Origin of the sequence: Nonomuraea muscovyensis (assembly GCF_014207745.1) — a bacterium.
GTDB lineage: Bacteria > Actinomycetota > Actinomycetes > Streptosporangiales > Streptosporangiaceae > Nonomuraea > Nonomuraea muscovyensis.
Genome location: NZ_JACHJB010000002.1, coordinates 2,073,891 through 2,100,580 on the forward strand (window position 1 = coordinate 2,073,891; position 26,690 = coordinate 2,100,580).

Annotated in this window: 25 protein-coding genes; 10 read left to right on the forward strand and 15 right to left on the reverse strand. The window is 72.8% G+C overall.

Annotated features, from left to right (window positions below; all coding sequences use genetic code 11):
- The first annotated feature begins 6 nt into the window (after nt 1-6).
- On the forward strand, nt 7-1,200 hold the full coding sequence (locus FHU36_RS26460; RefSeq protein WP_185086523.1) for a serine/threonine-protein kinase: 1,194 nt from the start codon (nt 7-9) through the stop codon (nt 1,198-1,200).
- The gene (locus FHU36_RS26465; protein WP_185086524.1) at nt 1,197-1,403 is read left to right on the forward strand and encodes a hypothetical protein; all 207 of its coding nucleotides are present in this window, start codon (nt 1,197-1,199) and stop codon (nt 1,401-1,403) included. Before FHU36_RS26460 ends, FHU36_RS26465 begins: the two co-directional genes overlap by 4 nt.
- A 34-nt stretch (nt 1,404-1,437) precedes the next feature.
- Here the strand turns inward: FHU36_RS26465 and FHU36_RS26470 are convergent, their stop codons facing one another.
- From FHU36_RS26470 to FHU36_RS26530, 13 genes are all read right to left on the reverse strand, one after another.
- Nucleotides 1,438-2,925 (reverse strand): sodium/solute symporter, encoded by a 1,488-nt coding sequence (locus FHU36_RS26470; protein ID WP_185086525.1) that lies wholly within the window; start codon nt 2,923-2,925, stop codon nt 1,438-1,440.
- A gap of 31 nt (nt 2,926-2,956) precedes the next feature.
- Complete coding sequence (locus FHU36_RS26475; RefSeq protein WP_312891838.1) at nt 2,957-3,439, reverse strand: hypothetical protein; 483 nt, start codon at nt 3,437-3,439, stop codon at nt 2,957-2,959.
- Nucleotides 3,436-4,185, reverse strand: a complete 750-nt coding sequence (locus FHU36_RS26480; protein ID WP_185086526.1) for a LytR/AlgR family response regulator transcription factor — start codon at nt 4,183-4,185, stop codon at nt 3,436-3,438. The genes FHU36_RS26475 and FHU36_RS26480 overlap by 4 nt, the downstream gene beginning before the upstream one ends.
- A 33-nt stretch (nt 4,186-4,218) precedes the next feature.
- Nucleotides 4,219-5,397, reverse strand: a complete 1,179-nt coding sequence (locus tag FHU36_RS26485; RefSeq protein ID WP_185087644.1) for a sensor histidine kinase — start codon at nt 5,395-5,397, stop codon at nt 4,219-4,221.
- A 17-nt stretch (nt 5,398-5,414) separates the two neighbouring features.
- Entirely contained in the window at nt 5,415-5,828 is a 414-nt protein-coding gene (locus tag FHU36_RS26490; RefSeq protein WP_185086527.1) for an HIT family protein, read from the reverse strand.
- A gap of 10 nt (nt 5,829-5,838) precedes the next feature.
- The gene (locus FHU36_RS26495; RefSeq protein ID WP_185086528.1) at nt 5,839-6,546 is read right to left on the reverse strand and encodes a DUF1838 family protein; all 708 of its coding nucleotides are present in this window, start codon (nt 6,544-6,546) and stop codon (nt 5,839-5,841) included.
- A gap of 39 nt (nt 6,547-6,585) precedes the next feature.
- Nucleotides 6,586-7,104 carry a hypothetical protein gene (locus tag FHU36_RS26500; protein WP_246502574.1) on the reverse strand — a complete coding sequence of 173 codons (519 nt, stop codon included), beginning with the start codon at nt 7,102-7,104 and terminating at the stop codon, nt 6,586-6,588.
- The gene (locus FHU36_RS26505) at nt 7,101-8,039 is read right to left on the reverse strand and encodes a YihY/virulence factor BrkB family protein (protein ID WP_185086529.1); all 939 of its coding nucleotides are present in this window, start codon (nt 8,037-8,039) and stop codon (nt 7,101-7,103) included. The genes FHU36_RS26500 and FHU36_RS26505 overlap by 4 nt, the downstream gene beginning before the upstream one ends.
- Before the next feature lie 4 nt (nt 8,040-8,043).
- On the reverse strand, nt 8,044-8,808 hold the full coding sequence (locus tag FHU36_RS26510; RefSeq protein WP_185086530.1) for a DUF3618 domain-containing protein: 765 nt from the start codon (nt 8,806-8,808) through the stop codon (nt 8,044-8,046).
- On the reverse strand, nt 8,805-9,185 hold the full coding sequence (locus FHU36_RS26515) for a phage holin family protein (RefSeq protein ID WP_185086531.1): 381 nt from the start codon (nt 9,183-9,185) through the stop codon (nt 8,805-8,807). The genes FHU36_RS26510 and FHU36_RS26515 overlap by 4 nt, the downstream gene beginning before the upstream one ends.
- A 64-nt stretch (nt 9,186-9,249) precedes the next feature.
- Complete coding sequence (locus FHU36_RS26520) at nt 9,250-9,417, reverse strand: hypothetical protein (RefSeq protein WP_185086532.1); 168 nt, start codon at nt 9,415-9,417, stop codon at nt 9,250-9,252.
- Nucleotides 9,418-9,441: 24 nt separating this feature from the next.
- Nucleotides 9,442-10,380 carry a diacylglycerol/lipid kinase family protein gene (locus FHU36_RS26525; RefSeq protein WP_185086533.1) on the reverse strand — a complete coding sequence of 313 codons (939 nt, stop codon included), beginning with the start codon at nt 10,378-10,380 and terminating at the stop codon, nt 9,442-9,444.
- A 132-nt stretch (nt 10,381-10,512) separates the two neighbouring features.
- Nucleotides 10,513-13,170 carry an immune inhibitor A domain-containing protein gene (locus FHU36_RS26530; RefSeq protein ID WP_312891839.1) on the reverse strand — a complete coding sequence of 886 codons (2,658 nt, stop codon included), beginning with the start codon at nt 13,168-13,170 and terminating at the stop codon, nt 10,513-10,515.
- A gap of 330 nt (nt 13,171-13,500) precedes the next feature.
- Here FHU36_RS26530 and FHU36_RS26535 point away from each other — a divergent pair, with 330 nt between their 5' ends.
- A complete protein-coding gene (locus tag FHU36_RS26535) occupies nt 13,501-14,706 on the forward strand; it encodes an aspartate aminotransferase type Ic (protein ID WP_185086535.1) in 1,206 nt (401 codons plus the stop codon).
- 108 nt (nt 14,707-14,814) lie between these two features.
- On the opposite strand, the gene FHU36_RS26540 is transcribed toward FHU36_RS26535, so the two are convergent.
- Nucleotides 14,815-15,351: a hypothetical protein gene (locus tag FHU36_RS26540; RefSeq protein WP_185086536.1), complete on the reverse strand. Its 537-nt coding sequence runs from the start codon at nt 15,349-15,351 to the stop codon at nt 14,815-14,817.
- Between the two features lie 112 nt (nt 15,352-15,463).
- On the opposite strand from FHU36_RS26540, the gene FHU36_RS26545 reads away from it, so the two are divergent.
- The 7 genes from FHU36_RS26545 to FHU36_RS26575 all read left to right on the forward strand — a co-directional run bounded on the left by FHU36_RS26545 (nt 15,464) and on the right by FHU36_RS26575 (nt 26,471).
- Nucleotides 15,464-16,804 carry an FAD-binding oxidoreductase gene (locus FHU36_RS26545; protein ID WP_312891840.1) on the forward strand — a complete coding sequence of 447 codons (1,341 nt, stop codon included), beginning with the start codon at nt 15,464-15,466 and terminating at the stop codon, nt 16,802-16,804.
- A 171-nt stretch (nt 16,805-16,975) separates the two neighbouring features.
- On the forward strand, nt 16,976-19,318 hold the full coding sequence (locus tag FHU36_RS43760) for a protein kinase domain-containing protein (RefSeq protein ID WP_312891841.1): 2,343 nt from the start codon (nt 16,976-16,978) through the stop codon (nt 19,316-19,318).
- A gap of 251 nt (nt 19,319-19,569) precedes the next feature.
- A complete protein-coding gene (locus FHU36_RS26555; RefSeq protein ID WP_185086538.1) occupies nt 19,570-20,208 on the forward strand; it encodes a TetR/AcrR family transcriptional regulator in 639 nt (212 codons plus the stop codon).
- A 53-nt stretch (nt 20,209-20,261) separates the two neighbouring features.
- Nucleotides 20,262-21,794, forward strand: coding sequence for an acyl-CoA carboxylase subunit beta (locus FHU36_RS26560; RefSeq protein ID WP_185087646.1), 1,533 nt, complete (start codon nt 20,262-20,264; stop codon nt 21,792-21,794).
- Complete coding sequence (locus FHU36_RS26565) at nt 21,791-23,857, forward strand: ATP-binding protein (protein ID WP_185086539.1); 2,067 nt, start codon at nt 21,791-21,793, stop codon at nt 23,855-23,857. The genes FHU36_RS26560 and FHU36_RS26565 overlap by 4 nt, the downstream gene beginning before the upstream one ends.
- Nucleotides 23,854-24,648, forward strand: coding sequence for an enoyl-CoA hydratase-related protein (locus FHU36_RS26570; protein WP_185086540.1), 795 nt, complete (start codon nt 23,854-23,856; stop codon nt 24,646-24,648). Before FHU36_RS26565 ends, FHU36_RS26570 begins: the two co-directional genes overlap by 4 nt.
- The gene (locus FHU36_RS26575) at nt 24,648-26,471 is read left to right on the forward strand and encodes an acyclic terpene utilization AtuA family protein (RefSeq protein WP_185086541.1); all 1,824 of its coding nucleotides are present in this window, start codon (nt 24,648-24,650) and stop codon (nt 26,469-26,471) included. Before FHU36_RS26570 ends, FHU36_RS26575 begins: the two co-directional genes overlap by 1 nt.
- Here FHU36_RS26575 and FHU36_RS26580 read toward each other — a convergent pair.
- Nucleotides 26,461-26,625, reverse strand: a complete 165-nt coding sequence (locus FHU36_RS26580) for a nuclear transport factor 2-like protein (protein ID WP_185086542.1) — start codon at nt 26,623-26,625, stop codon at nt 26,461-26,463. The genes FHU36_RS26575 and FHU36_RS26580 overlap by 11 nt on opposite strands.
- Nucleotides 26,626-26,690 lie beyond the last annotated feature (65 nt).

Here is a 26,690-nt window from a genome sequence, read left to right on the forward strand (position 1 = left end):
GGCGCGATGAATGGTCATTTATCCCCTGACGTGACCGGCGCGCAGCGGCGTGTCATCGGCCCGTACATGCTCGACCGCCGGCTCGGCTCCGGCGGGATGGGCATCGTGTACCTCGCGCACGACGGCGCGGGGCGGCAGGTGGCGCTGAAGGTCATGCGGCCGGAGCTCGCCGCGCGCGAGGAGTTCCGGCAGCGGTTCCGCAAGGAGGCCGAGGCGGCGCGGAAGGTGGCCCGGTTCTGCACCGCGGCCGTCCTCGACGTGGGCCTGGACGGCGACCAGGCGTTCATCGCGACCGAGTACATCGACGGTCCCGACCTGTCGGCCGTGGTGGAGGCGCAGGGCCCCATGACGGGCTCGACGCTGGAGGCGCTGGCCGTCGGGGTGGCCACCGCGCTGTCCGCCATCCACGAGGCGGGGGTCGTGCACCGGGACCTCAAACCGTCGAACATCCTGCTCGCCCCGGTCGGCCCGCGGGTCATCGACTTCGGGATCGCGCAGCTCGCCGACACGCTGGGCGGCGACACCGGGGTGGTCATCGGCACGCTGCCGTACATGTCGCCGGAGCAGGGCCGCGGCGAGCGGGTCACGACGGCGGCCGACGTGTTCGCGTGGGGCTGTGTGGTGACCTACGCCGCCACCGGCCGGCCGCCCTTCCCGGGCGGCGGCGACGCCGAGATCCTCTACCGCGTCGCCCATCACGTGCCGCGCCTGGACGGCCTCGACGAGCGGCTGCGTCCCCTCGTCGAGCAGGCGCTGGACAAGGACCCCGCCCGGCGTCCCACGGCCCAGCAGCTCCTCGACCGACTCCTGGGCCGGGAGCGGGTGACCGCCGAGGCCGCGACGCGGCTGGTGAGCGACGGCTGGGGCCTCGCCGGTCCGGCCCCCGCCGCCCCGCAGCCGCGCCCCCGCCGGTGGCTGGTGCCGGTGCTGGCCGCGATCACGGCGCTCGCCGTCTCGGTGGCCGTGCTGGCGCTGACGCTGGGTCGCCCCGACCGGCCCGACGGCGCCGCCCTGGCGGGCCGCGATCTCCAGATCGACGGCGTCAAGCTGCACGTGAAGGTCCTCTCGCTGACCCGCAAGGGCCGGACCGTCGTCCTGCAGTGGTCGGTACGCAACGACGGCGCGAGCGAGTGGGACCAGTGGACGGCGTTCGGCACCGGGCCGCTGACACGTGGCAGTACAACAGCACCGCGGGCGTGACGGTGGTGGACCCGGCGACCGGGAGGACGTACGGGCCGGTGACCGAGGGCGACAAGTGCTCGTGCAGCCCCACCAAGGGGAAACTGCGTCCGGGCGACACCGCCCCCTACTTCTCGGTGTTCGCCGGGATCCCCGAGGACGCCGACCAGCTCGGGGTGCAGATCCCCAGCGTCGGCCTGTTCGCCGACGTTCCAGTTGCCTAGCACGCTCTCTTGGACGGCCCACCAGGACGGCCCGCTAGGAGGAGCGGGGCCGCCAGTCGCCGCGGTCGAGGGTGAGGTCCTCGGGGGTGTGCAGCCGGACCATGGTCCTGGCCACGCCCGCCGGGACACGGTGCGGGGTGACGAACGACACCGCGATCATCACCGTGAACGCGATCGGCACCGTCCAGGCGGCCGGCTGGGCCAGCAGCGCGTTCGCCAGTCCCTCGTACGGCCCGCCGACGATCGTGACCAGCACCGCGGCGCAGGCCAGCCCGCCGCCCACGAACAGCCCGGCCAGCGCGCCCGTGGTGCTGAGCCGCCGCCACCAGATGCCGAGCACCAGCAGCGGGCAGAACGACGACGCCGCCACCGCGAACGCCAGCCCCACCACGTCGGCCACCGGCAGCGCACGGGCCCACAGGGCCAGCACCAGAGGAACGATCACGGCCAGCACCGTCGCGACGCGGAACGAGCGCACCCCGCCCCGGAGCAGATCCTGGGCGATCACCCCGGCCACCGACACGGTCAGCCCCGACGAGGTCGACAGGAACGCGGCGAACGCCCCGGCCGTGACCAGCGCCGTCAGCAGCTCGCCGAGGGTGCCGCCGACCATCCGGCCCGGCAGGGTCAGCACGACGGCGTCGGTGCGGACCAGGTCGGGGACGTACAGCCGGCCCAGCCAGCCGTACAGGGCGGGCAGCAGGTAGAAGGCGCCGAGCAGCGACAGCACCACCAGCGTCGTGCGGCGGGCGGCCCGGCCGTCCGGGTTGGTGTAGAACCGCACCAGCACGTGCGGCAGTCCCATGGTGCCGAGGAACGTCGCGAGGATGAGCGAGTACGTCGAGTACAGCCCGTACTCCCTGGGCCCGGTCAGCGGCACCTGCCAGCCGGCCGCGTCCTGCGGGCCGAGGGCGGGCGCGCCGTCGGCCTGCCACGCCATCAGCAGGAACACCAGGGGCACCGCCAGCGCGGTCAGCTTCAGCCAGTACTGGAACGCCTGCACGAACGTGATCGACCGCATGCCGCCGGACAGCACGTTCACCGCGACCACCACGCCCACCAGCAGCCCGCCGGCCCACGGCGGGGCTCCGGTGATCTCCCGCAGCACCAGGCCCGCGCTCTGGAACTGCGGCATGAGGTACAGCCAGCCGATGAGCACCACCAGGACGCTCGCCGTGCGGCGCACGGTCATCGACTCCAGCCGGGCCTCGGCGAAGTCGGGCAGCGTGTACGCCCCGGAGCGCCGCAACGGCGCCGACACCAGCACGAGCAGCACGAGGTAGCCGCCGGTCCAGCCGACGGGCAGCCACAGCATGTCGGCGCCGAAGGACAGGATGAGCCCGGCCACGCCGAGGAACGAGGCCGCCGACAGATACTCGCCGCCGATGGCGGAGGCGTTCCACAGCGGGCTCACGGTGCGGGAGGCGACGTAGAAGTCGGAGGTGGTGCGGGAGACGCGGATGCCGAACGCGCCGACGAGCACGGCCGCGACGACCACGATGAGCACCGCGGTGAGGCTCACCGGGGCCGCCCGCGCAGGGTCGTGGTGCCCGTCACCGGCGCTCGACCAGGTCGGCGAAGTGGCGTTCGTTGCGCTCGGCCTGGCGGACGTACAGCCAGGCGCCGGCGACGAAGGCGGGGTAGATGAGCCCGCCGAGCACCGCCCACGGCAGCGGGATCCCGAGCAGCTCGGCCTCGCGCAGCCGCGGGATGAGCAGGAACAGCAGCGGCAGCCCGCCGACCACGCAGCCCAGCACCGTGCAGACGAACATCGCCAGCCGGAACTGGGTGCGCAGCAGGGAGCGCATGTACACCTCGCCGAGGTGCGTCTGCTCGTCGATCTCGCGGGTGGCGGGATAGCGGGGCCGGCGGGCCGCGGCCGTGCGGGGGCTGGTCACGGCCACCCGTCGGGCCTGGTCGGCCCGCCGCGTCTGGTCGTGCCGGCGGGGCAGATCCACCCGGCGCGGCCCCTCCCCCCGGCGCGGGCCGGTGGGCGTCGCGGGCGGGTCGTCCCGGCGGGGCGGGTCCGCGGTCACTCGGGGCGGCCCTTCCGGGCGCGCCGGACGAGGAGGTCGCGCAGCTCGCGCGTGTGGCGGCGGCTGACGGGGATCTCCGTCCGGCCCACCCGCACCACGCACCGGCCCGAGTCGATGTGCAGCTCCTCGATGTGCTTGACGGCCACCAGGTGGCTGCGGTGCACGCGGACGAAGCCGGCCGACGCCCACCGCTCCTCCAGGGTGGCGAGCGGGATGCGCACCAGGTGGGTGCCCGTGGCCGTGTGCAGGCGGGCGTAGTCGCCCTGCGCCTCCACGTAGACGACGTCGGCGCTGGAGACGAACCTCGTCACCCCGCCCAGCTCGACGGGGATCGTGTCGGACTCCCCCGCGTCCACGGGCACGTCGGCGGAGGCGGCGACCCGCCGGATGGCCTCGGCCAGCCGCTCCGGGCGGACCGGCTTGAGCAGGTAGTCCTCGGCCTTGATCTCGAAGGCGTCGACGGCGTGCTCCTCGTACGCGGTGACGAACACGACGCGTGGCGGGTTGGCGAACCGCGACAGCAACCGGCCGAGCACGACCCCGTCCAGGCCGCGCATGCGGATGTCGAGGAAGACGGCGTCGATCGGCCGTCCCTCGGCGATGGCGCGGTCCAGCAGCCGCAGTGCCGCGGCACCGTCCCGAGCGGTCGCCACGTCGCCGATGCGGGGGTCGGCGCGCAGCAGGTACGACAGGTCTTCCAGCGCGGGAAGCTCGTCATCGACCGCCAGCACACGAAGTTGCGCCATAGACAGTGATAAAACCGACAACAGAGCGTACGGTCAACGGGCCGAGACGCCGGGGTGATACTTCGGCAACCTGACGTTGACTTTCGTGCCCGCCCCGGGCGCGGTCTCGACCACGAGCCCGTACTCGTCGCCGTACACCTGGCGCAGCCGCTCGTCCACGTTGGCGAGCCCGACGCCGCCCGCCGGGGTGATCTCACCGGCGAGGATGCGGCGCAGCCGGTCGGGGTCCATGCCGAGCCCGTCGTCCTCGACGCTGATGCCGCACTCGGCGCCGGTGTCCTCGGCGAGGATCGTGATGCGGCCGACGCCGTCCTTGCTCTCCAGACCGTGCTGGACGGCGTTCTCGACCAGCGGTTGCAGGCACAGGAACGGCACGGCGACGGGCAGCACCTCGGGGGCGATGCGCAGCGTGACCTGGAGCTGGTCGCCGAAACGGGCGCGCTCCAGGGTGAGGTAGCGGTCGATGGAGCGTAGTTCCTCGGCCAGGGTGGTGAACTCGCCGTGCCTGCGGAAGGAGTAGCGGGTGAAGTCGGCGAACTCCAGCAGCAGCTCGCGGGCCCGTTCGGGGTCGGTGCGGACGAACGAGGCGATCGTGGTGAGCGAGTTGTAGATGAAGTGCGGCGAGATCTGCGCGCGCAGCGCCCGCACCTCGGCCTCCATGAGCAGCGTGCGTGAGCGGTCCAGCTCGGCCAGCCGGAGCTGCGAGTCGACCCATCCGGCCACCTCCTGGGCGGCCCTGACCAGCCCGGCGGAGGCGTGCTGGCCGTAGGCGGCGAGGGTGCCGACGACCCGGTCGTCGGTGGTGAGCGGCACCACGACGACGTGCCGGACCGGGCATTCGAGCAGGTCGCAGTCGAGGGCGAGGACCTGGGTGCGGCCGTCCTTCAGGGTGGCCCGCGCGTGCTCGAACGCCTGGCCGGCGTGGTGCTCTCCCGCGCCGTCGTACACGAGCAGCCGTTCGCTGTCGGTGACGGCCAGCGCGGACGAGCCGAGCAGCGTGCGCAGGTGCCGGGACGCCTTCTGCGCGCCTTCGGCGGTCAGCCCCGCCCGCAGCGGCGGGCCGGCGAGGGAGGCGGTGTGCAGGGTCTCGAACGTGGCGCGCTCGGCCGGGCTGGTGCCGAGCTCGCGGCGGCCCCGCACGAGACGCCACAGGACGAACGCGGGAACGCCGACGAGCACCGCGACCACGGCCACGCCGACGACGTACTGCACTTCCACACCGCCGGAGCCTACGCCCCCTCCAGCGCCTCGGCGACGGCGGCGGCGCAGGCGCGGGCCTCCTCGTCGGAGGCGTACCTGGTGCGCGGCCAGAAGAAGCCGCGCAGGCCGTCCTTGCGGTTGCGCGGCACCACGTGCACGTGCAGGTGCGGGACGCTCTGGCTGACCCGGTTGTTCATCGCCACGAACGTGCCGGCCGCGGCCATGGCCCGTTCGACCGCCCGCGCCATCGCCTGCACCCGCTCGAAGAACGGCCCCACGTCGGCCAGGTCGGCCAGCGTCTCGGTGTGCCGCCGCGGCACCACCAGCACGTGCCCCTTGAACAGCGGCCGGCTGTCGAGGAAGGAGACGGCCACCTCGTCGGCGTGGACCACGAACGCGGGCCGCTCCCCCGCGACGATCTCGCAGAACAGGTCGGTGCTCACCGGCCGAACCCTACCCGCGGGCACGCGCGGCGAAGGCGGTCCAGCTCGTCATGTTCGGCGCGGACCAGGTGTCGGGCGCGTGCAGGAAGTGCTCGCCGACGTGCCGGGCGAGCCGTTCGGGCACCTCTGCCGTCTTGCCGCCCCGGCAGTGGTAGACCAGCGCCCCCTCGCGCTGGCCCATCGCCATCCACGGCAGCCAGGGCGAGACGCGGCACCAGGAGAACGCGCACGGCACGGACGCCGCGCCCGACTCCAGATCGCGGGCGCTGACGAAGAACTGGAACAGTTCCATCGCCCGGTAGGTGTCGCCGGCCGAGTGGTCGGGGTAGTCGGCGACCTTCAGCGGCGACGGGTAGGCCAGGCGGACGTCCACGTTGAACACCACCTGCTCGCCGACCGCCGTGACCGGCACCGGATGCCCGCCGAGGCGCTGGTTGACGGGGTCGTTGAAGACGTGCTGGACCTCCACGGCGGTGCCGGTGAACGGGTTGTCCCAGACGTCGATGATCTCCCGGGTGACCGGGTCGAGGTAGGCGGCGGCCTCGCGGGCGAGGAGCCGCCAGCCGTCGTCGGCCTGTACGGCCCTGGCCACGTTGACGCCCTCGAAGCCGAACAGGTGGTGCGGGCCGTCGTCGCGCCGCCAGCCGTACACGTCGCCGGTCCACCAGGAGATCGTCTCTGCGCCGTCGTCGGATGCGCGCACCCGGATGAAGTCCATGGAGGCAGCCTGGCCGAGCGGGGCGCGACGATCAAGGGTTCAGCGCACGATCACCTCGAAGACCGCCTCGCCGGACAGTCGCCTGCTCTCCGCGGTGGCCGGAGCCGTGGCGGTGCCGCAGCGCCAGCAGTCGTGGAGCCGGATGCGGGTCCGGCCGGGATGTTTGGCGTTGAAGACGAAGTAGCTGGTGCCCTCGTCCTCGCTGCGCCGCTCCTCGCTGATGTAGGAGGCGACCTTCATGTCGGGCACGGCGACCAGGGTCCACTGGTCGCCGGCCGCCGGGTCGTCGGGGACGGCGAGGGAGAACCGCTGGCCGGAGCGCAGCTCGGCGGTGACGGTGGCGCCCTTGGCGCCCCGGACGACGGCGCCCAGGTCGCTGACCGCCGAGCCGCCTCCGCACGAGGTCACGCCACAGGCCAGCAACACGGTCAGCAGCACTGAGGGCAGCACGGACGGCAGCGCGGAGGGCGGCGCAGAGGGCGGCGCAGAGGGCGGCACCGTCGGCAGCCCGGCCGGCGTCCCCGACGCGGCCTTCGCGGTGGCCGTCGCGCGTGTCATTTGGGCAGGTTATCGGGCTCCGGCTCGTCCCGGGGAACGGCGTACGGTTCGCTGTCCGGGGGTTTGCCTTCGGCGATGGCCCGCTCCCTGACCAGTTCGGCGTCGAGTTCGGCGCCGAGCAGCAGGGCCATATTGGACAGCCACAGCCAGACCAGGAAGACCACGACGGCCGCCAGCGTGCCGTAGGTCTTGTTGTACGAGCCGAACTGGCTGACGTACAGGGCGAACCCCGCCGAGACGATCACCCACAGGGCGACGGCGAGCAGCCCGCCGGGGGTGATCCAGCGCATGCCGGGCTGGCGCACGTTGGGCGCCGCCCAGTACAGCACCATGATCAGCCCGGCGGCGATGAGCGCGAGGACGGGCCATTTGAGCACGTTCCAGGCGGTCACCACGGTGTCGCCCAGGCCGAGGAGGCGGCCCGCGAGGTCGGCCAGCCGGCCGGTGAGCGTGACCGCGATCGCTCCGACGGCCAGCAGCACCGTCACCAGGATCGTCAGGCCGACCTTCAGCGGGGTGGTCTTCCAGAACGGGCGGCCTTCCTCGATGTCGTAGATCTCGTTGCCGGCCCGGATGAACGCGCCGACGTAGCCGGAGGCCGACCAGAGGGCCACGGCGACGCCGGCGATCGCGAGCAGGCCGGCCGAGCCGGTGCCGCGCTGGACGCCCGCGAGGCCCTGCGTCAGCAGGTCGCGCACCTCGGCGGGCGCCAGTACGGCCAGGTGGCCGATCAGCATGGCGGTGTCGTCGTGGCCTAGCAGGCCGAACAGCGACACCAGCACGATCATCGCCGGGAAGATCGACAGCACCGCGTAGTAGGTGAGCGCGGCGGCGAGGTCGGGGACGCGGTCGTCCCTGAACTCGGCGAGCGTGCGCTTCAGCACGCTCCACCAGGCTCGGCGCGGCAGGTCGGCGGGGGTGTCCGGCGAGGCCAACGGGCTACCGCCTCCTGAGGCGCCTGGCCGGCCGGACGGTACGGCGGGCCCTGATCCGGCGGAAGACGAGGACGCCGAGCGCCCCCGCCGCCGCCAGCAGCAGGACGGGGCGCTTGCGGGCCTCGGCGGTGACCTTGTCGGCCGCGTCCTTCACCTGCTCGGGGGTGGCCTCGCGGACCTTGCCGGCGACCTCGCTCGCCCTGCCCTTCGCGGTGCCCGCGACCTCGGCGGTCCTGCCCTTGACGGTGCCCGCGACCTCCGCGGCCCTGCCCTTGACGGTCTCGGCCGCCTCGCTCGCCCTGGCCTTCACGTCGGCCTTGTGGGCGAGGGCCGCCACGGTGTCGCCCATGTCCTCGCGGGTCTCCTGGATGCGGTTACGCACGTGTTCCTCCTCGTCGGTGTGGGTGTCCCCGTGCCGGGACGGCGCCGCGCGCCGGTCGCGACCGGGACGGGGGTTCCCGGAGCGGGCGCCGCCCGGGTCACCGGTGTGGGTGTCGCCCGTGTGGGTGTCGCCCGCGTGGGTCTGCGAGCGGGCCTCGCCCTCCCGGTCCTCGATCAGCGCGGTGCGCTCGTCCGGCAGCGGGGGTTCGGGGTCGAAGACCTCGTGCTCGTCACGTTCGGCCTCGGCCCGCAGCGCGTTCTCCTCAGCGCCGGGCCGGGTCTGGGGGACGTTGATGGACTCGTGGTCGGTCGGCGCCCCCACCGTCGAGCGGTGGGCGCCGACCTGCCCGGCGTGCTGCTTGCTGAACCCGGGATCCGTCTCACTCATCGCCGTACGCTCTCCTTGACCACGTCGATGTCGGCCTTGACGCTGGCGATCGCCTCGCTGGGCACCGGCGGCGTGGCCTGCCTGACCTGTTTGCGGCCGATGAGGCCGATCACGGCGGCGACGACGAACAGCACGACGGCCACGATCGCCGCGGCCGCCCAGGCGGGCATGACCTGCGACAGCAGCAGGACGACGGCCGCCACGAGCGTGGCGCCGCCGAAGAACGCGAGCAGGCCGGCCGTCCCGAACAGGCCGGCGCCGAACCCGGCGCGTCTGCCCTTGCGCGTGAGCTCCAGCCGCGCCAGCCGCAACTCGTCCCTGACGAGCCGGGAGACCTGCTCGGCCAGATCGTTGACAAGCCTGTGGGTGTCGTTCACGTCGTCACCTCCCTCTGGTGAGGAAGGCGACTACCCAGCCAGCCGGGCTTCTATCACCGGTCCGTCAACGCTTGCGGGCCGCCCGCAGGAGCAGGTCGAGCACCGACAGGACCGGCGACTTCTCCGTCTCGCACCAGGCGTCGGGCTTGCGGGGAGCGCTCCACGGGGACGGGTGCTCGCACGAGGGGGCCTGCGGCCTGGGTCGCTCGCACCACGATCCGGGAGGGTTCATGCCTCCACTGTACGCGCCGGGCGGTCAGCGGTCCTCGAACGAGGACGGCACCATCACCCGGACTCCGTTGGGCACCACGCGCAGCCGGATCGGCGTGCGCAGCCGTACCTCGCCGTCGACGTCGGCCGCCATCGGCGGGTCGGTCTCCAGCAGCATCTCGCGGCCCGTCACGAACGGCCCGCCCGCCAGGCTGCGCCACCGGCCCGTGGTCGCCCGCGCCAGCGTCTCGACGAGCAGCCGCAGCTTCTTGCCGGAGCCGAGCTGGTAGGCGACGAGCAGGCCGTTGTCGATGCTGATGTCTTTGGCGACCTGCCAGCCGCCGTGGAAGCGGCCGTTGGCGATGTTGAGCTGGTGGGTGAGCAGCTCGTGGCGCTGCCCGTCGACGGTGATGACGGCGCGGAAGGGCCGGTGACCGGGCAGGATCGTCAGCGCGGTGAGCGGGTAGGCGGGGCGGCCGAGCACCCGCTTGAGCCACGGTTTGACCGTGCCGGCCACCTCGACCGACACGCCGAAGCTGGCCAGGTTGGCGAACGGCCGGTCGTCGGCCATGCCGAGGTCGATGTCGGCGACCTTGCCGGTGGCGAACACGCGGATCGCGCCGGGCAGGTCGAGCGGCAGGCCGAGGCTGCGCGCGAAGTTGTTGGTGGTGCCGAGCGGCAGCACGCCGAGCGCCACGTCGCGGTGGGCGACGTGGCGCACGGCCGAGGACAGGGTGCCGTCGCCGCCCCCCACGATGAGCAGGTCGGGGCCGGTGGCGAGGGCGGTGTCGAGCAGCTCGCGCAGCCGCTTGGGGTTGTAGACGCCGATCTCCGCCAGCGGCTCGAAGCCGAGGGCGTGGATCTGCTCGATCACCTCGAAGTAGTGGCGCCTGCCGCGGCGTGAGCGCGTGTTGATCACCAACGCCACCCGGCGGTCCGTGCGGATCGCCTCAGTGTGCTCGGCCTTGGTGCGTAGTGCGCTCATGGTCATCAATCGTAGGCGCACAACCCGCTACCTGAGGCCGACCGATGAACGCGGCCGACCCTAGGTGCACAACCCGCGGCCTGAGGCCGACCGCTGAACGACGGCCGGCCTCAGGTCGCTCGTGGCCGCCGGTTACTTCTTGGGCGGGATGACCTGGACGACGGCGCCCAGGTTGCCCGGGAGCGGGCTGATCAGCTTGAACTGGACGCCCAGCGCCTTGCCCTCGTCGCCGGGGTTTCCGGTGCCGAGCTTGTGTCCGCCGCCGACGTCCGTGCCGTACAGCTCGGTGGCCGGGGTGCCGTCGACGTGCACGACGCGGGTGCTGTACGGCTGGTCGCCCTTCGACGGCACCACCACGGAGGCGTCGAAGTCGCGGTAGTACAGCGTGTCGTCCTGCACCTCGAAGCCGGGGTACCAGGTCTTGGCGTCGGTGAAGTTCGGCACACCCTTGAGCGCCTTGACGTCCGTGCAGTACTCGCTGAACGGCTCGTCGGGCGCCTCCAGGCACTCCTTGAACGGGTACGTCCTGGTGAACGAGAACGCCGCGTTGGAGGTCTGCGAGCGGCCCTCCATGTTCTTGTGCCGGGTCGGGTCCCTCTCGGCCGCGGTGCCGGTGCGGCGCAGCGGCTCGTAGTGCGAGTCGACCAGCAGGAGGCTGCCCTTGGAGCCGATGCTCGGCGGGAGCTGCAGGTTGGGCACGAGGGAGTTGTTGGTGTAGGTCGAGTCGCGGTACCAGACGAGCAGGCCGGGGGCGTTGTACTTGACTTTCTCGACCTTCCAGGCGCCGTCACGCGAGTAGGTGGTGTCGTAGGCGTACTGCAGGCCCTTGTCGAAGCCGTCGAAGTTGCGCCACTCGGCCAGGTAGAAGCGGGAGATCTCGCGGAAGCCGTTGTTGATCGTCCAGCCCTGGCCGCTGGTGTTGGTGAAGGTGCCGCCGGTGGCCTTCCAGCCGTTGGCGCCGCCCTCGACGTCGTCGCTCCACACGGTGTCGGCGCCGTTGGTGAGCTGGAAGTCGTCGGCGTGCCAGCCGCGCGGGGTGAAGGCGGCGTCGGTGTTGTACGTCAGGCGCAGCTTGACGGTCTGGCCGGCGAACGGGGTGAGGTTCACGTAGTCGTGCCGCCAGCCGTCCGTGTTGCCGGTGAGCCCGTACTTCTTGTTGCCGAACGTGGCGAGGTTCTTGTTCGGGTCGGGGTAGCCGTCGGGCGTGGTGACCTCGTTGCCCGCCTCGTCGTGGACCTTCTGCTGGGCCCAGGTCTGGCCGCCGTCGGTGGACACCTCGACGAAGCCGAAGTCCCAGTCCTGCTCGATCTCGTAGTTGTTCCACATCCAGAAGCGGACGTCGGTGCCGGCGGGCACCGGTACGTCGCGGCTGAGCGTGATGTTGGCCCACTCCTGGTCCATGCCGGACCACCAGGTGCCGGTGCCGCTGTGCGGGTCGATCATCTTCAGCGGCTCGGAGGCCAGGTTGACCCGGACGCCGTCCTGGGTGAGCTTCGGCGTGCGCGACGACTGGCCGACCGTGACGAGCCTGGCGGCGTCGCCCGGGTCGAACACCTTCGGGTTGGCCCAGCCGAGCACCCACTTGTCCCACAGGCCCATGTGGGTGGGCATCGACTGGAAGATCGGGCCGGAGTGGGAGCCGCTGGACATCAGGTCCCAGAAGTCCACGGCGGAGCTGGCCGAGCCGGAGGTGTCGTACAGGTCGGGCAGGCCGAGGTCGTGGCCGTACTCGTGGGCGAAGACGCCGACGCCGGAGTCCTCGGGCTGCACGATGTAGTTGGAGATCTTGAAGTCGGCGCCCGGCACCTTGTAGCCGCCGGCGACCGCGCTGGAGTGGGCCCAGATGGCGTAGGTGCCCTCGGCGCCGCCGTCGGCCGACTTGTCCTTGCCGGCGTGCACGAGGACGAGGTGGTCGATCACGCCGTCGGGCTCGGCGTAGTCACCGTCGCCGTCGGCGTCGGAGACGTCCTCGAGGTCGTAGTCGGCCCACGGGAAGCCGGGCTGCGTCTGGGCGAGGACGTTGACCGCGTCGATGGCGAGCTGGCCGGCGCCGAGCGGGTTGTCGGGGTGGCCGGACATGTCCTGCGGGGCGCCGCCGCAGGCCGCCGCGCCGTACCAGGCCTCGGAGTGCGGGACCTTGAGCCAGCCGGCCGCCGAGCCGGTGACGGAGTAGGCGCCCTTGGACATCTCCTCGTACATCTTCTTCAGCGTGTGGCCGGAGATGTCGATGCCGGGCCTGCCGTCGCGGGGGTCCTTCAGGTCGGGGCGGACCCGCTCGGTGATGCCGGTGTCGGTGTAGAGCATCTTGTTGAAGTGCTCGGTGCTGAAGTCCTTGACCCAGAAGGAGTTGTTGTCCTTCTTCGGCAGCGTGGCCGGGTCCGGGATGTTGTTGTGCAGGGGGCCGTTCAGCCTGGTGCCGACCGGCTCGACGACACAGTCGTCGGGGGCGCTGTCGACGGTTCGCGGCCGGTTGAAGCCGGAGAAGTCGTCGTTGGCGTTCTCGTTGAACTCGACCAGCAGCGTGAGCAGCTTGGCGGTCTTGGTCTGCTTGGCCTTCTTGAAGATGAACTCGGCGGGGTTGGTGCCCGTCCTGATGGCCTCGGCCTCGCGGCCGGCCAGGACCCTGGCGGCGGCCGGGTTGCCGCTGGCGAACTTGCGGTCGTACTCCTGCGCCGGGTTCTTCGCCCGGGCCCGCGCGCCGGGGACTGCCGGCTCCTTCGGGTCGGGCTCCACACGGGGCGGGGCGTAGTTGATGTAGTAGTCGGACGCGCTGGGCTCGTACCGTGCCACGGACTCCTCTGCGGCGGACGAGGCCGCCGAGGGGACGGTGAGGGCGGCGGCCAGGAGCGCAGCCGCCGGTATCACTGCTAACAGGCGTTTCGTGCTGGGCACAGGGGGACCCTCTCTGCCCGGGATCGCCGGGCCGTGACCATGGGGTGTGCGATGTCCGGACGGTAGAGGGTCAGTAAAGCGGGCGTAAAGGCCGTAGTGGAGACGTAACGTATTTGCGATCTATGTCCGATTCCGGTCAGGCGGCCATCCATATTCCGGACCGCTTCCTCCTCAGGGGCCCGCGTCTTCTATCCTGCGTAGGCGACCCGATCCGAGGAGAAAGATCACGTGAACGCTCAGCGCGACTACGCCGACCTCGTCCAGCGTGGGCTCACGCTCGACCTGACCCGTGGCAAGCCGTCACCGCGCCAGCTCGATCTCTCCGACGACCTGCTCAAACTGCCGACGTCCTACCGCACGGCCGACGGCACCGACGGGCGCAACTACGGCGGCCTGCAGGGCCTGCCCGAGCTGCGCGAGCTGTTCGGCCCGCTGCTGCAGGTGCCCGCGGCGCAGCTCGTCGTCGGCGGCAACTCCAGCCTCACGATGATGCACGACACGATCGTGCACGCCCTGCTCAGCCCGCTGCCCGGGGGCGCGCGCCGCTGGGTGGAGGAGCCGGAGGTCACCTTCCTGTGCCCGGTGCCGGGCTACGACCGCCACTTCACCATCTGCGAGCGCTTCGGCATCAAGATGGTGGCGGTCCCGATGGGCGCCGACGGCCCCGACATGGACGTGGTGGAGCGGCTCGTCGCCGCCGACCCCACGGTCAAGGGCATCTGGTGCGTGCCGAAGTACAGCAACCCGTCGGGCATCGTCTACAGCGACGAGACCGTGCGCCGGCTGGCCGCCATGCCGACCGCCGCGCCCGACTTCCGCATCTTCTGGGACAACGCCTACGCGGTGCACCACCTGACCGGTGACCCGGCCGAGCTCGCCGACGTGCTGGCCCTGGCCGCCGAGCACGGCAACCCCGACCGGGTGTTCGTCTACGGCTCCACCTCCAAGGTGACGCTGGCGGGCTCCGGTGTGGCGTTCTTCGGCTCGTCGCCGGCCAACGTCGAGTGGTTCCTGGCCAACACCGCCAAGCAGTCCATCGGCCCCGACAAGATCAACCAGTTGCGGCACGTGGAGTTCCTGCGCGACGCCGACGGCGTGGCCGCCCACATGCGGCGGCACGCCGAGCTGATCTGGCCGAAGTTCGAGCTGGTCGACCGGGTGCTGGCCAAGGAGCTGGGCGGCCTGGCCACCTGGACCAGCCCGAAGGGCGGCTACTTCATCAGCCTGGAGGTCCCGCACGCCGCCGAGGTGGTGGCCAAGGCCAAGGCGGCCGGCATCGCGCTCACCCCGGCGGGCGCCACCCACCCCTACGGCCAGGACCCCGACGACCGCGTGATCCGCATCGCGCCCACCTTCCCCGACCTGGAGGAGCTGGAGCAGGCCATCGCCGGCCTCGCCGTGTGCGTCCGGCTGGTCGCGGAGGAGCGCGGCTGAGGCCGCCCTCGACCGACGCCGCGGCGCGGCACGCACCTCCGTGCGTGCCGCGCCGCGGCGCTTCACGGTCGACGCTTTCCGGTCGGCGCGGCCGCTGCCGAGGCCCTGTCAGACGACCCGGCCGCCCCTGAAACCGAAGATGTACTCCCGCGTCTCGCTCGGGTGGAACGAGACGTCCACGCCCGGCTCGAAGGCGACGTTGTCCCTCGGGCAGTAGCAGAGCTTCTCCCACACCTTGAGCGCCTGCTCGCGGGCCGGGGCCTCGGCGAGGTCGCGCTTGCGCGCGCCGTACGAGCCGAGGACCTGCAGCAGCCCGAACCCCCAGAACAACCCGGTCAGGCAGAACGGCGCGAGCAGCACCTCTCCCCAGCCGGAGTCCTTGCCCATCGCGATCACCAGCGCCACCACGAGGTGCGCCAGGGCGGCGACCCCGAGCAGGACGTAGCCCTGGTTGCGCGACCAGGGCGTGTAGTGCCGGCTGGGGAACGACAGCCAGACCGCGAGCTGGGTGCGGCTCATCACGTGCTTCGAGGCGCCGAGCGTGGCCGCCATCGGCAGGTCGGCGACCTCGCGCTGGCCGGGCAGCCGCACCCGGCCGATCCGGTACGTGGTCCCCGCCGCCACCGCCCCAGGAACGGAGATCACCTGGTCAGCCTCGGAACACACGGGACACGTCACTTTCACCCGGGCAGTCTGGCCTTAAGCCTCGATACAAGCAAACCGTATGGTTCTTCATGTGAGACCCATAGATGCCTTGGTGAGGGCCCTTCCCGAGGGCCGCGTCCTGACCGACCCCGACGTCGTCGACTCCTACGCCCGCGACCGCACGTTCGTCGAACCGGGCAAGCCGCTGGGCGTGGTGCTCGCCGCCTCGCGCGACGACGTGGTGGCCACGCTGCGCTGGGCGAGCGAGCACCGGGTGCCGGTCGTGCCGCGCGGCGCGGGCACCGGCCTGGCGGGCGCGTCCACGGCCGGTGACGGCTCGGTCGTCCTGTCGCTGCACCGGATGACCGCGATCAAGGAGCTCTCCCCCGCCGACGAGATCGCCGTGGTCGAGCCCGGCGTGATCACCGCGGACCTCGACCGGGCCGCACGGGAGCACGGGCTCATGTACGCCCCCGACCCGTCGTCGTACGAGATCTCCACGATCGGCGGCAACCTGGCGACGAACGCGGGCGGGCTGCGCTGCGTGAAGTACGGCGTCACCCGCGACTCCGCGCTCGGCCTGGAGGTCGTGCTGGCCGACGGCCGGATCCTGCAGACCGGCCGCCGCACGATGAAGGGCGTCACCGGCTACGACCTGACCGGCCTGTTCGTCGGCTCGGAGGGCACGCTGGGCGTGATCACCTCGGCGACCGTGCGGCTGCGCAGGGCCCCGGCGGTGCCGCCTGCCACGTTCGCGGCGGAGTTCGGCTCGCTGCGCGACGCGGGCGCGGCGGTGGCCGCGATCATGGCTGCGGGCTGCCAGCCGTCGCTGATGGAGCTGCTCGACCGCGCCACGCTGGAGGCGATCGACGACTGGCGCAACATCGGCCTGGAGCCGGGCACCAACGCCATGCTCATCGGCCAGTCCGACGCCGCCGACGGCCAGGTCGTGGCCGAGCGGATGGAGCGGCTGTGCGTGGACAACGGCGCCTCGTTCGTGGCCGTCTCCTCCAGCCCGCAGGAGACCGAGGAGCTGATCGGCGTGCGCCGGATGGCCTACGACGCCAAGGAGCGTCTCGGCGCCTGCCTGGTCGAGGACGTGTGCGTGCCCCGCTCGGTGCTGCCCGACATGATCACCGCGATCGAGGCGGCCGCTGCCCGCCACGACGTGAAGATCTGCACGGTGGCGCACGCCGGTGACGGCAACCTGCATCCGGTCTTCATCTTCGAACGCGGCCTGCCCGAGCCGCCCGCGAACGTGTGGGCCGCGGCCGACGACGTCTTCACGCACGCCCTGGAGCTCGGCGGCACGCTGACCGGGGAGCACGGCGTCGGCGTGCTCAAGCGGCGCTGGCTCGCTCTGGAGTCGGGTCCGGTGGCCCAGGAGGTGCAGCAGGGCATCAAGGCGGTGTTCGACCCGCTCGGCATCCTGAATCCGGGCAAGGCCATCTGACCTCACAGGGCGTGACGACCGGCGGACCGGTGAACACGGTCCGCACAGGACGACTGACGCGAGACAACAAAACGTGAAAGATACGTCACGTCAGGCCCACGTACTAAGCATCACGCTGGTAGCGTTCTGCCCCAGTTGTCGAGTTTTATGCATGCGTCTTGGGGGTCCGACGTGAATCAACACCAGCCGTTGGCGGCGGACGATCCGCGACGGCTGGGGGCCTACGAGCTCCTCGGCCGGCTGGGGGAAGGCGGGCAGGGCGTCGTATACCTGGGCCGCAGCGACTCCGGCGAGCAGGTCGCCGTCAAACTGCTCCACCACGCCGCCGTGGCCGATCCGGAGGCGAGAACCCGGTTCCTGCGCGAGGTGTCGGTGGCGCAGCGGGTCGCCCGGTTCTGCACCGCCCCGGTGCTCCACGCGGACCTGGAGGGCAGCCGGCCGTACATCGTGAGCGAGTTCGTCCCGGGCCCCTCGCTGCGCGAGCTGGTCATCAACGAGGGCCCGCGCCGGGGGGCGGCGCTGGAGCGGCTCGCGATCAGCACCGCGACGGCGCTCGCGGCGATCCACCGGGCCGGAATCCTGCACCGCGACCTCAAGCCCGCCAACGTGCTCATGGGCCCCGAGGGTCCGGTCGTGATCGACTTCGGCATCGCCCGCGCGCTGGACTCGCCCGGCGCCACGGCCACCGGTATGGCCATGGGCACGCCGTCGTACCTGGCGCCCGAGCAGCTCAGCGGCGGCGTGGTCTCCGAGGCGGCCGACGTGTTCGCCTGGGGCGTCACCATGGTGTTCGCCGCCACGGGCAAGCCGGCGTTCGGCGCCGACTCCATTCCCGTGGTCATGAACCGCATCCTGAACGAGGAGCCGCAGCTCGGCGGGATGGACGGCGCGATCGGCGAGCTGGTGGGGGCCTGCCTGTCGAAGGACCCGGCGGTGCGGCCCACGGCGGACGAGCTGGTCGTGCGGCTCACCGGGCAGCCGGCGCCCAACGTGGCCGTCGAGCCGGTCACCGGCCAGCGCCTCGTCCCCTTCCCCGCTTCCCAGCAGGGGGCCACCGGTCCCCAGCAGGCGAGCGCACCCCAGTCCGGCCCCCACGGCACCGGTCCTCAGGGCACCGGTCCTCAGGGGCCTTTCGGTGCCGGTCCGCAGGCCGCCGCTCCGCCCCCCGGGTTCGCGGGCGGCCCGGCGCAGCCCGGCCCCCAGCCCGCGGGCGGCCCGCAGACCGGACACCACCTGCAGAACGTCCCGTACGCCGGGAGCGCCCAGCCGGGCGGCCCGCAGCAGGGCGGCATGCACCCTGGTGCTCCTCAGCAGGGTGGGCCCCAACAGGGTGGGCCCCAGCAGAGCGGCCCGCAGATCAGCGGGCCGCAGCAGGGTGGGCCCCAGCAGGACGGTTCGCAGGCCGGGCAGCCCGGTCGCCGCTTCGGCGCGCCCGCGCCCGGCCAGGCCGGTCCCATGGCTGCCGGGGCGGCCGGAGCGCCCGCCGGCCAACCGGGACCGGGCGCGGCGGCGCCCGGTGGCCAGGCCCCGGGCCGGGGCGCTCCCCCGCACGCAGTCCCCGGCCAGCGTCAGCCGGGCGGTCAGGCCCCCGGTCGGCCGGCCACGCCCGCCGACGGCGCCGCCGCGAAGCAGCGGCGCACGCTCACGTTCGCCCTGTCCGGCGCCGCGGCGGCGGCCCTGCTGGTGGTCGGCGGCGCGGTCGTGGTCAACGCCAACAGCGGCAAGACCGCGGTCGTGCGGCAGGTGAACAACGCCTCGCGGGCCACCCCCGACAGCGCGGCCAGCGGCCGGCCCACCGAGCAGCCGGCGGTCGACCCGACCATCCTGCCGACGCTGGAGACCGTGGGCCCGCCGGAGCTGGAGGACGCCGAGGAGCCCAAGGTCGACAAGCCCAAGGAGCTCGACCCGCTCCAGAGCATGCCGGCGGAGAGCAACCAGCAGACGGACCAGATCACCGTTCCCACCACCGCCCCGACGGCCAAGCCCGCGACGAAGAAGCCCGCGACCAAACGGCCGGACCCGAAGCCGACCGAGTCGAAGCAGCCGGACGACAGCGTGGACCCCGAGGCCGAGCCCACCGACAGGCCGACCCCGGGCCCGACCAGGGAGCTTCCCGCGTCCCCGAAGCCCACGGTCAAGCCGACCGTCAAGCCCACGGTCAAGCCGACCACGAAGCCCGCGCCCAAGCCGAACCCCTACACCGCCACCCAGGTGTGCGGTGCGGGCTACAAGGTGGTCGGGAGCCACACGCTCGGCAGCAACGCGACCATCTTCCTGCTCTACAACACGGGCGCGGGCAAGAACTGCGTGGTCACGATGTCGAAGCTGGTGCATCCGGGCAAGGTGCAGATGAACGCCATCCTCCAGGTCAAGGGTGGATCCAGCGGCAGCAACCCGGGCAAGTTCACCGCCTACGCCGGACCGGTCCGGTTGCCGGCGAAGCAGAAGTGCGTCATCTGGGGCGGTAGCTGGGGCTCCCTGTCCTGGAAGTCCGGCTGGAGCCACTGCGGCTGACCTTCCCGCCCGGCAAAGCCCTTCGCGACCCACCCGGTCGCGAAGGGCTTTCTCGTTACCGGCCGCTCACCGACGGCCTCCTCGGGCCGCTCCAGGCGAGCCACTTCGCCCCCCGGCCGGTCACGCGAGCCGCTCGCCCCCTTCCAGTCACGCGAGCCCACTCGCCCCCCTTCCGGTCGCGGGAGCGGCTCGCCCTCTTCCGGTCGCGGGAAGCCTTTCGTTCTCGGGCCGGCGCGGCTAGGCTGGTTGACGTGATCGTCAAGTCGGATCCGTTGACCGCACGCGGGCGGCGGACCAGGGCGGCGCTGGTGCAGGCCGGCCGGGAGGCGTTCGACGAGCACGGGTACGAGGCCGTGCGGGTGGACGACGTCTGCGCCCGTGCCCGGGTCTCGCACGGCACCTTCTACACCTACTTCGACTCCAAGGAGGCGCTGTTCCGCGAGGTCGCCGCGGCGGTGGTGGGCGAGATGTTCACCGCGAGCCTCGTCGGCCCGGCCGTCCCCGACGACCCGTACTCCCGCATCGAGGCGGCCAACCGCCTCTACCTGCGGGCCTGGGCCGCCAACTCGCGGCTGATCCGCATGCTGGAGCAGGCGGCCGCCGCCGAGGAGGGCTTCCGCGACCTGCTGCTGGAGCTGCGCGAGGTGTTCGTACGGCGGGGCGCGGAGGGGCTGCGGCGGCTGCAGGAGCAAGGACTGGCCGATCCCGCGCTCGACCCCCGGCTGACCGCCGTCATGCTCGGCGGCATGGTGGAGCACTTCGCGCACGTCTGGCTCGACCTGGGCGAGCAGGCCGACGAGCGGACGGCCGTCGACCTGCTGACCACGCTGTGGGCGCGGGCCATCGGATTGACGCAGGCGTCAACTACGTCCCCCGTGGAGGGCGAGTGATCACGAGCAGGCTGGACCCACGCGACCCCGTGCACCTCCAACGCCGCGCGGCCATGCTGGACAAGCTGGCCGGCCTGGAGGCCGAGCACGCCAAGGCCGTCGCGGGCGGCGGCGAGAAGTACGTGTCCCGGCACCGCGCCCGCGGCAAGCTGCTGGCCAGGGAGCGGATCGAGCTGCTGGTCGATCCCGACTCGCCGTTCCTGGAGCTGTCGCCGCTCGCCGCCTGGGGCAGCGACTTCCCGGTGGGCGCGAGCGTGGTGACGGGGATCGGGGTGATCGAGGGCGTCGAGTGCGTGATCTGCGCCAACGACCCCACCGTGCGGGGCGGCGCCTCCAACCCGTGGACCCTGCGTAAGACGCTCCGGGCCGCCGACATCGCCTTCGCCAACCGCCTGCCGTTCGTCAACCTCGTCGAGAGCGGGGGTGCGGACCTGCCGACGCAGAAGGAGATCTTCATCCCGGGCGGGCGGGTGTTCCGCGATCTGACGCGGCTGTCGGCGGCGGGCATCCCGACGATCGCCCTGGTGTTCGGCAACTCGACGGCGGGCGGCGCGTACGTGCCGGGGATGAGCGACCACGTGGTGATGGTGCGCGAGCGCGCCAAGGTGTTCCTGGGCGGCCCGCCCCTGGTGAAGATGGCGACCGGCGAGGAGTCCGACGACGAGTCGCTGGGCGGGGCCGAGATGCACGCCCGCACCAGCGGTCTGGCCGACCACCTGGCGCAGGACGAGCACGACGCGCTGCGGATCGGCCGGGGCGTCGTCCGCTCGCTCGGCTGGCGCAAGCTGGGTGTCCGGCCGGGCCCCGCGCGGGAGCCGGCCTACCCTGCCGACGAGTTGCTCGGGATCGTGCCCGAGGACCTGAAGATCCCGTTCGACCCGCGCGAGGTGATCGCGCGGATCGTGGACGGCAGCGAGTTCGAGGAGTTCAAGCCGCTCTTCGGGGAGTCGCTGGTGACCGGCTGGGCACGCCTGCACGGCTACCCGGTCGGCATCCTGGCCAACGCCCGGGGCGTGCTGTTCAGCGCCGAGTCGCAGAAGGCGACGCAGTTCATCCAGCTCGCGGACAAGTCGCGCACGCCGCTGCTGTTCCTGCAGAACACCACCGGCTACATGGTCGGCAAGGAGTACGAGCAGGGCGGCATCATCAAGCACGGCGCGATGATGATCAACGCGGTGTCCAACTCGTCGGTGCCGCACCTGACCGTGGTGATGGGCGCCTCCTACGGCGCGGGCAACTACGGCATGTGCGGGCGGGCCTACGACCCGCGATTCCTGTTCAGCTGGCCGAGCGCGAAGTCGGCGGTGATGGGGCCGGCGCAACTCGCCGGTGTGCTGTCGATCATGGGCCGCGCCTCGGCCGCCGCGCGGGGTCAGGTGTACGACGAGGAGGCCGACGCGGCGATGCGGGCGATGGTGGAGGCGCAGATCGAGGCCGAGTCGCTGCCGTTCTTCCTGTCGGGGCGGTTGTACGACGACGGGGTGATCGACCCGCGCGACACCCGCACCGTCCTGGGGCTGTGCCTGTCGGCGATCAACAACGCTCCGGTGCCGGAGCCCGCGGGATACGGGGTGTTCCGGCCGTGATCACACGCTTGCTGGTGGCCAACCGGGGGGAGATCGCGCGGCGGATCTTCCGGACCTGCCGCGAACTGGGCGTCGAGACGGTCGCGGTCTTCTCCGACGCCGACGCCCGTGCGCCGCACGTGGCCGAGGCCGACCACGCGGTACGGCTGAGCGGGGTGCGCCCGGCGGAGACGTATCTCGACGTGGACCGCGTGGTGGCGGCGTGCCGGACGGCGGGGGCCGACGCGGTGCATCCCGGGTACGGGTTCCTGTCGGAGAACGCGGGGTTCGCGCGGGCCGTGCTGGAGGCGGGGCTGGTGTGGGTCGGGCCGCCACCGGAGGCGATCGCGGCCATGGGGTCGAAGGTCGCGGCGAAGCGGCTGATGGCCGAGGCGGGCGTCCCCGTCCTGCCGTCGCTGGAGCTGGACGGGACGCGTGACGGGACACCGGCCGGGTCGTGGGACGGGACCCGCGACGGGGTCCTCCCGGCGGGCTGGGCGTACCCGGTGCTGGTGAAGGCGTCCGCCGGTGGCGGCGGGCGGGGCATGCGGGTGGTGCGGGCCGCCGAGGACCTGGCGCGGGAGGTGGCCTCGGCGCGGCATGAGGCGCAGGCGGCGTTCGGCGACGGCACCGTGTTCATCGAGCCGCTGCTCGACCGGGCCCGGCACGTCGAGGTGCAGCTCCTCGCCGACGGGCACGGGATGGTGTGGGCGCTCGGCGAGCGCGAGTGCAGTGTGCAGCGGCGCCACCAGAAGGTCGTGGAGGAGTGCCCGTCGCCGGGGATCGGCGAGGAGACCCGGTCCCTGCTGCGGGAGGCGGCGGTCCGGGCCGCCCGCGCGATCGGGTACGTGGGCGCGGGGACGGTCGAGTTCCTGGTGCGGGGCGAGCGGGTGGCGTTCCTGGAGATGAACACCCGCCTGCAGGTCGAGCACCCGGTGACCGAGCTGGTGCACGGGGTGGACCTCGTCAGGCTCCAGCTCGCGGTCGCCGAGGGGGCCGCCCTGGAGGGCGAGCCGCCCGGGCCGCGCGGGCACGCGGTGGAGGCCCGGCTGTACGCCGAGGACCGCGACTACCTGCCCCGGACGGGGGTGCTGCGGCGCTTCGAGATCACGGGGGACGTGCGGGTGGACTCCGGGGTGGAGTCGGGGTCGGAGGTCTCACCGCACTACGACGCGATGCTGGCCAAGGTGGTCGCCCACGGGACGACCCGCGCGGAGGCGGTCAGGAAGCTCACGGCCGCGCTGCGGCGCGCCCGGCTGCACGGCGTCACCACCAACCGCGACCTGCTTCTCGACATCCTGACAAGTCCGGACTTTCAGGCGGGCGAGACCCACATCGCCTTCCTGGACGACCACCGCGCCACCCTCGCCCGCCCGGAACGGGCCGGGCCGGGCGCGGACACCCCGGCGACCGGTGGGCCGAGCCCGGACGCCGAACCCACCGACCCCTCCGGGCCTGGCGCGAACGGGCCCGAGACGAACGGGGCCGAGACGGACGGGGGGGTGGCGTTGCCGGTGCTGGCGGCGGGGCTGGCCATGGCGGCGGAGCGGCGGCGGGCGGCGCCGGTGCTGGGCAGCCTGCCCTCCGGCTGGCGCAACGTCCGGTCGCAACCGCTGCGGGCCAGGTTCGCCGAGGCGGAGGTCGTCTACCAGCCGCTCCCCGCCGGGGTGACGGTGGTCGTCGCCGAGCCCGACCGGGTGGTGCTGGAGCGCGACGGCCTCCGGCAGGCGTTCGACGTCGCGTTGTACGGCGACAAGGTGTACGTCGACTCACCCGGCGGCTGCACGGAGTTGACCCCCGTGCCGGCGCTGCCCGAGCCCACGGAGCGGGTGGCCCCCGGGTCGTTGCTCGCCCCCATGCCCGGGAGCGTCCTGCGCGTCGAGGTGCGGCAGGGCGAACGGGTGGCCAAGGGGCAGCCGGTCCTGGTGCTGGAGGCCATGAAGATGGAGCATCGGATCGCCGCGCCCGCCGCCGGTGTCGTCTCCGGCGTCCACGTCGAGGAGGGGCGGCAGGTGCGGGCGGGAGCGGTGCTGGCGGTCATCCAGGAGATCGCCGAGGAGATCACTCAGGAGGGGGACTCATGACCCGGCTGGTCCACAAGGAGCTCGCGAACGGCGTCGCGACGATCACACTCGACTCGCCGCCGAACCGCAACGCGCTGTCCGTGCGGCTGCTCGCGGACCTGGAGGACCGGCTCGGCTGGGCGCTGGCGGAGCCCGAGGCGCGGGTGATCGTGCTGACCGGCACCGGCCCGGTGTTCTGCTCGGGCGCCGACCTCAAGGAGCAGCGGGTCGAGCGTGCCTCGGGCGCCGCGGACGCTCCGGTGACCGCGTCGTTCCCGGAGATCCTCGCGCTGCTCTGGGAGAGCCCGAAGCCGGTCATCTGCCGCCTCAACGGCACGGCGCGGGCGGGCGGGCTGGGCCTGGTCGCCGCCTGCGACTTCGCGATCGCGCCGGAGACGGCCTCGTTCGCCTTCACGGAGGTCCGGCTCGGCGTCGTGCCCGCCATGATCGCGGTGCCGGTGCTGCGCCGGCTGCATTCGCGGGCCGCGGCCGAGTACTTCCTGACCGGCGAGGTGTTCGACGCCTCCCGGGCCGTGGAGATCGGCCTGCTCACGCGGGCCGTGCCCGAGGAGGAGCTGGACGCGACGGTCGCCCGCTACGCCGGCATGCTCGTCAGGGGCGGTCCGGAGTCGCTGGCCATCACCAAGCGGCTGGTCAGGGACCTGCCGGGCGTCTCGTTCGAGGAGGGGCTGCGGCGGATGGCGGCCCTGTCCGCGCAGCGCTTCACCTCGGAGGAGGGCCAGGAGGGCATCGCGGCGTTCATGGCCAAGCGGCCGCCCGCGTGGGTGCCGCCGGGCGAGCGGACGCCCTGATGCTGCGCGTCGCCAACTGCAGCGGCTTCTACGGCGACCGGCTCTCGGCGGCCCGCGAGATGGTCGAGGGCGGCCCGATCGACGTGCTGACCGGCGACTGGCTGGCGGAGCTGACCATGCTCATCCTGGCCGGCAACCGGCTCAAGGGGCGTCCCGGCTACGCTCCGACGTTCCTGCGGCAGTTGGAGGACGTCCTCGGCCCGTGCCTCGACCGGGGCATCCGGATCGTCGCGAACGCGGGCGGCCTCGACCCCGCCGGCTGCGCGGAGGCCGTGCACGAGCTGGCGACCCGGCTCGGCCTGTCGCCCCGGGTCGCGTACGTGACCGGCGACGACCTGACCGGCCGCGGCCTCGACCTCGACCTGACGAACGCCGACACCGGCGAGCGCCTGTCGGCGACCCCGCTGACGGCCAACGCCTATCTGGGCGGCCGCCCGATCGCCACCGCCCTCGCGGCGGGCGCCGACGTGGTGGTGACCGGCCGGGTCACCGACGCCGCCCTGGTGACGGGGCCCGGCATGTGGCGGTACGGCTGGGGGCCCGGCGACCTCGACGCGCTGGCCGGCTCGGTGGTGGCCGGGCATGTCATCGAGTGCGGCTGCCAGGCCACGGGCGGCAACTACGCGTTCTTCCGGGACGTGCCGGACCTGGCGCACTGCGGGTTCCCGATCGCCGAGCTGCACGCCGACGGCTCGTCGGTCATCACCAAGCATCCGGGCACGGGTGGGCTGGTCTCGACCGGCACGGTCACGGCGCAGCTCGTGTACGAGATCGCCGGACCCCGCTACCCGGGCCCCGACGTGGTGGCGCGCTTCGACACCATCGTCCTGTCCGACGACGGCCCCGACCGGGTCCGCGTCTCGGGTGTCCGGGGCGAGCCGCCGCCCGGCACGCTCAAGGTGGCGGTCAACTACCTGGGCGGCTACCGCAACGCGATGACGCTGGTGCTGACCGGCCTCGACGTCGAGGCGAAGGCCCGGCTGGCGGAGGAGGCGATCTGGGCGCGGGTGCCGCGGGAGTCGTTCGACGAGGTGGACGTGACGCTGACCGGCGGCGGGCTGCTGCGGATCACCGTCATGGACGCCGACCCGCGCCGGGTGGGCCGGGCCTTCTCCGCGGCGGTGGTGGAGACGGGGTTGGCCAGCTACCCCGGCTTCCACACCCTCACCCCGCCGGGGGACGCCTCTCCGTACGGGGTCTACTGGCCGGTGCTGGTCCCGGCGGACGAGGTGCGCGCGGAGGTGTTCCTCGACGGCGTCCGGCTCCCCGACCCGGACGGCGAGCACCCGGCCGGCCGCACGTCGCCCCTGCCCGACCGGCGCCGAGCCGTTCTCGCGGACCGAGCGGACACCTCGGCGGGCGAGGCGGCGGTCACGGAGAGCCGAGCGGCCGCTCCCGCGGACGGGACGGGGGTCACGGAGAGCCGAGCGGCCGCTCCTGTGTACGGGACGGGGGTCACGGAGCACCAGGCGGGTGCCACGGTGCGGGTGCCGCTGGGGCGCGTGGCGGGGGCGCGGTCCGGCGACAAGGGCGGCAACGCGAACCTGGGCGTGTGGGTGGCCACCTCCGAGCAATACTCCTGGCTCGCGGCCACCCTCACCGTGGACCGCGTGCGGGAGTTGCTGCCCGCCCTGGCCCCGCACCGGGTGGACCGGTACGAGCTGCCCAACCTCAGGGCCCTGAACTTCGTGGTCCACGGCCTGCTGGGCCGGGGCGTGGCGGCCAGCACCCGGATGGACCCGCAGGCCAAGGCCCTGGGCGAGGAGCTGCGGGCCCGGCCCGTCGAGCTGCCCGCCCACCTCCTGCCGCCGCCTACCGGGTGACCGCCTGGGGCCCGTCCAGGTAGTACACCTCCTCCCGGACGATCCGCCCGCCGGCCACCGTGCAGAGCGACATCTTCACCGTGGACTCCCGCCTGCCGGTGGGCAGGTGCGTCTCGTCGAAGGCGAACCGCACCGCGAAGCGATCGTCCGACACGAACGGCCCGTCGACCTCGACGCCGTGGATGTCGTGGTCGGCGGTCAGCCGCGCGGCGTTGTCCA

Excerpts from the sequence above, each read along its gene's own strand:
- FHU36_RS26570 (WP_185086540.1), top strand. The coding sequence starts at position 23,854 with ATGACCCGGCTGGTCCACAAGGAGCTCGCGAACGGCGTCGCGACGATC.
- FHU36_RS26520 (WP_185086532.1), bottom strand. The coding sequence starts at position 9,417 with ATGAACCCTCCCGGATCGTGGTGCGAGCGACCCAGGCCGCAGGCCCCC.
- FHU36_RS26575 (WP_185086541.1), top strand. The coding sequence starts at position 24,648 with ATGCTGCGCGTCGCCAACTGCAGCGGCTTCTACGGCGACCGGCTCTCG.
- FHU36_RS26495 (WP_185086528.1), bottom strand. The coding sequence starts at position 6,546 with ATGGACTTCATCCGGGTGCGCGCATCCGACGACGGCGCAGAGACGATC.
- FHU36_RS26510 (WP_185086530.1), bottom strand. The coding sequence starts at position 8,808 with ATGAGTGAGACGGATCCCGGGTTCAGCAAGCAGCACGCCGGGCAGGTC.
- FHU36_RS26500 (WP_246502574.1), bottom strand. The coding sequence starts at position 7,104 with ATGACACGCGCGACGGCCACCGCGAAGGCCGCGTCGGGGACGCCGGCC.
- FHU36_RS26480 (WP_185086526.1), bottom strand. The coding sequence starts at position 4,185 with ATGGCGCAACTTCGTGTGCTGGCGGTCGATGACGAGCTTCCCGCGCTG.
- FHU36_RS26460 (WP_185086523.1), top strand. The coding sequence starts at position 7 with ATGAATGGTCATTTATCCCCTGACGTGACCGGCGCGCAGCGGCGTGTC.
- FHU36_RS26560 (WP_185087646.1), top strand. The coding sequence starts at position 20,262 with ATGCTGGACAAGCTGGCCGGCCTGGAGGCCGAGCACGCCAAGGCCGTC.
- FHU36_RS26525 (WP_185086533.1), bottom strand. The coding sequence starts at position 10,380 with ATGAGCGCACTACGCACCAAGGCCGAGCACACTGAGGCGATCCGCACG.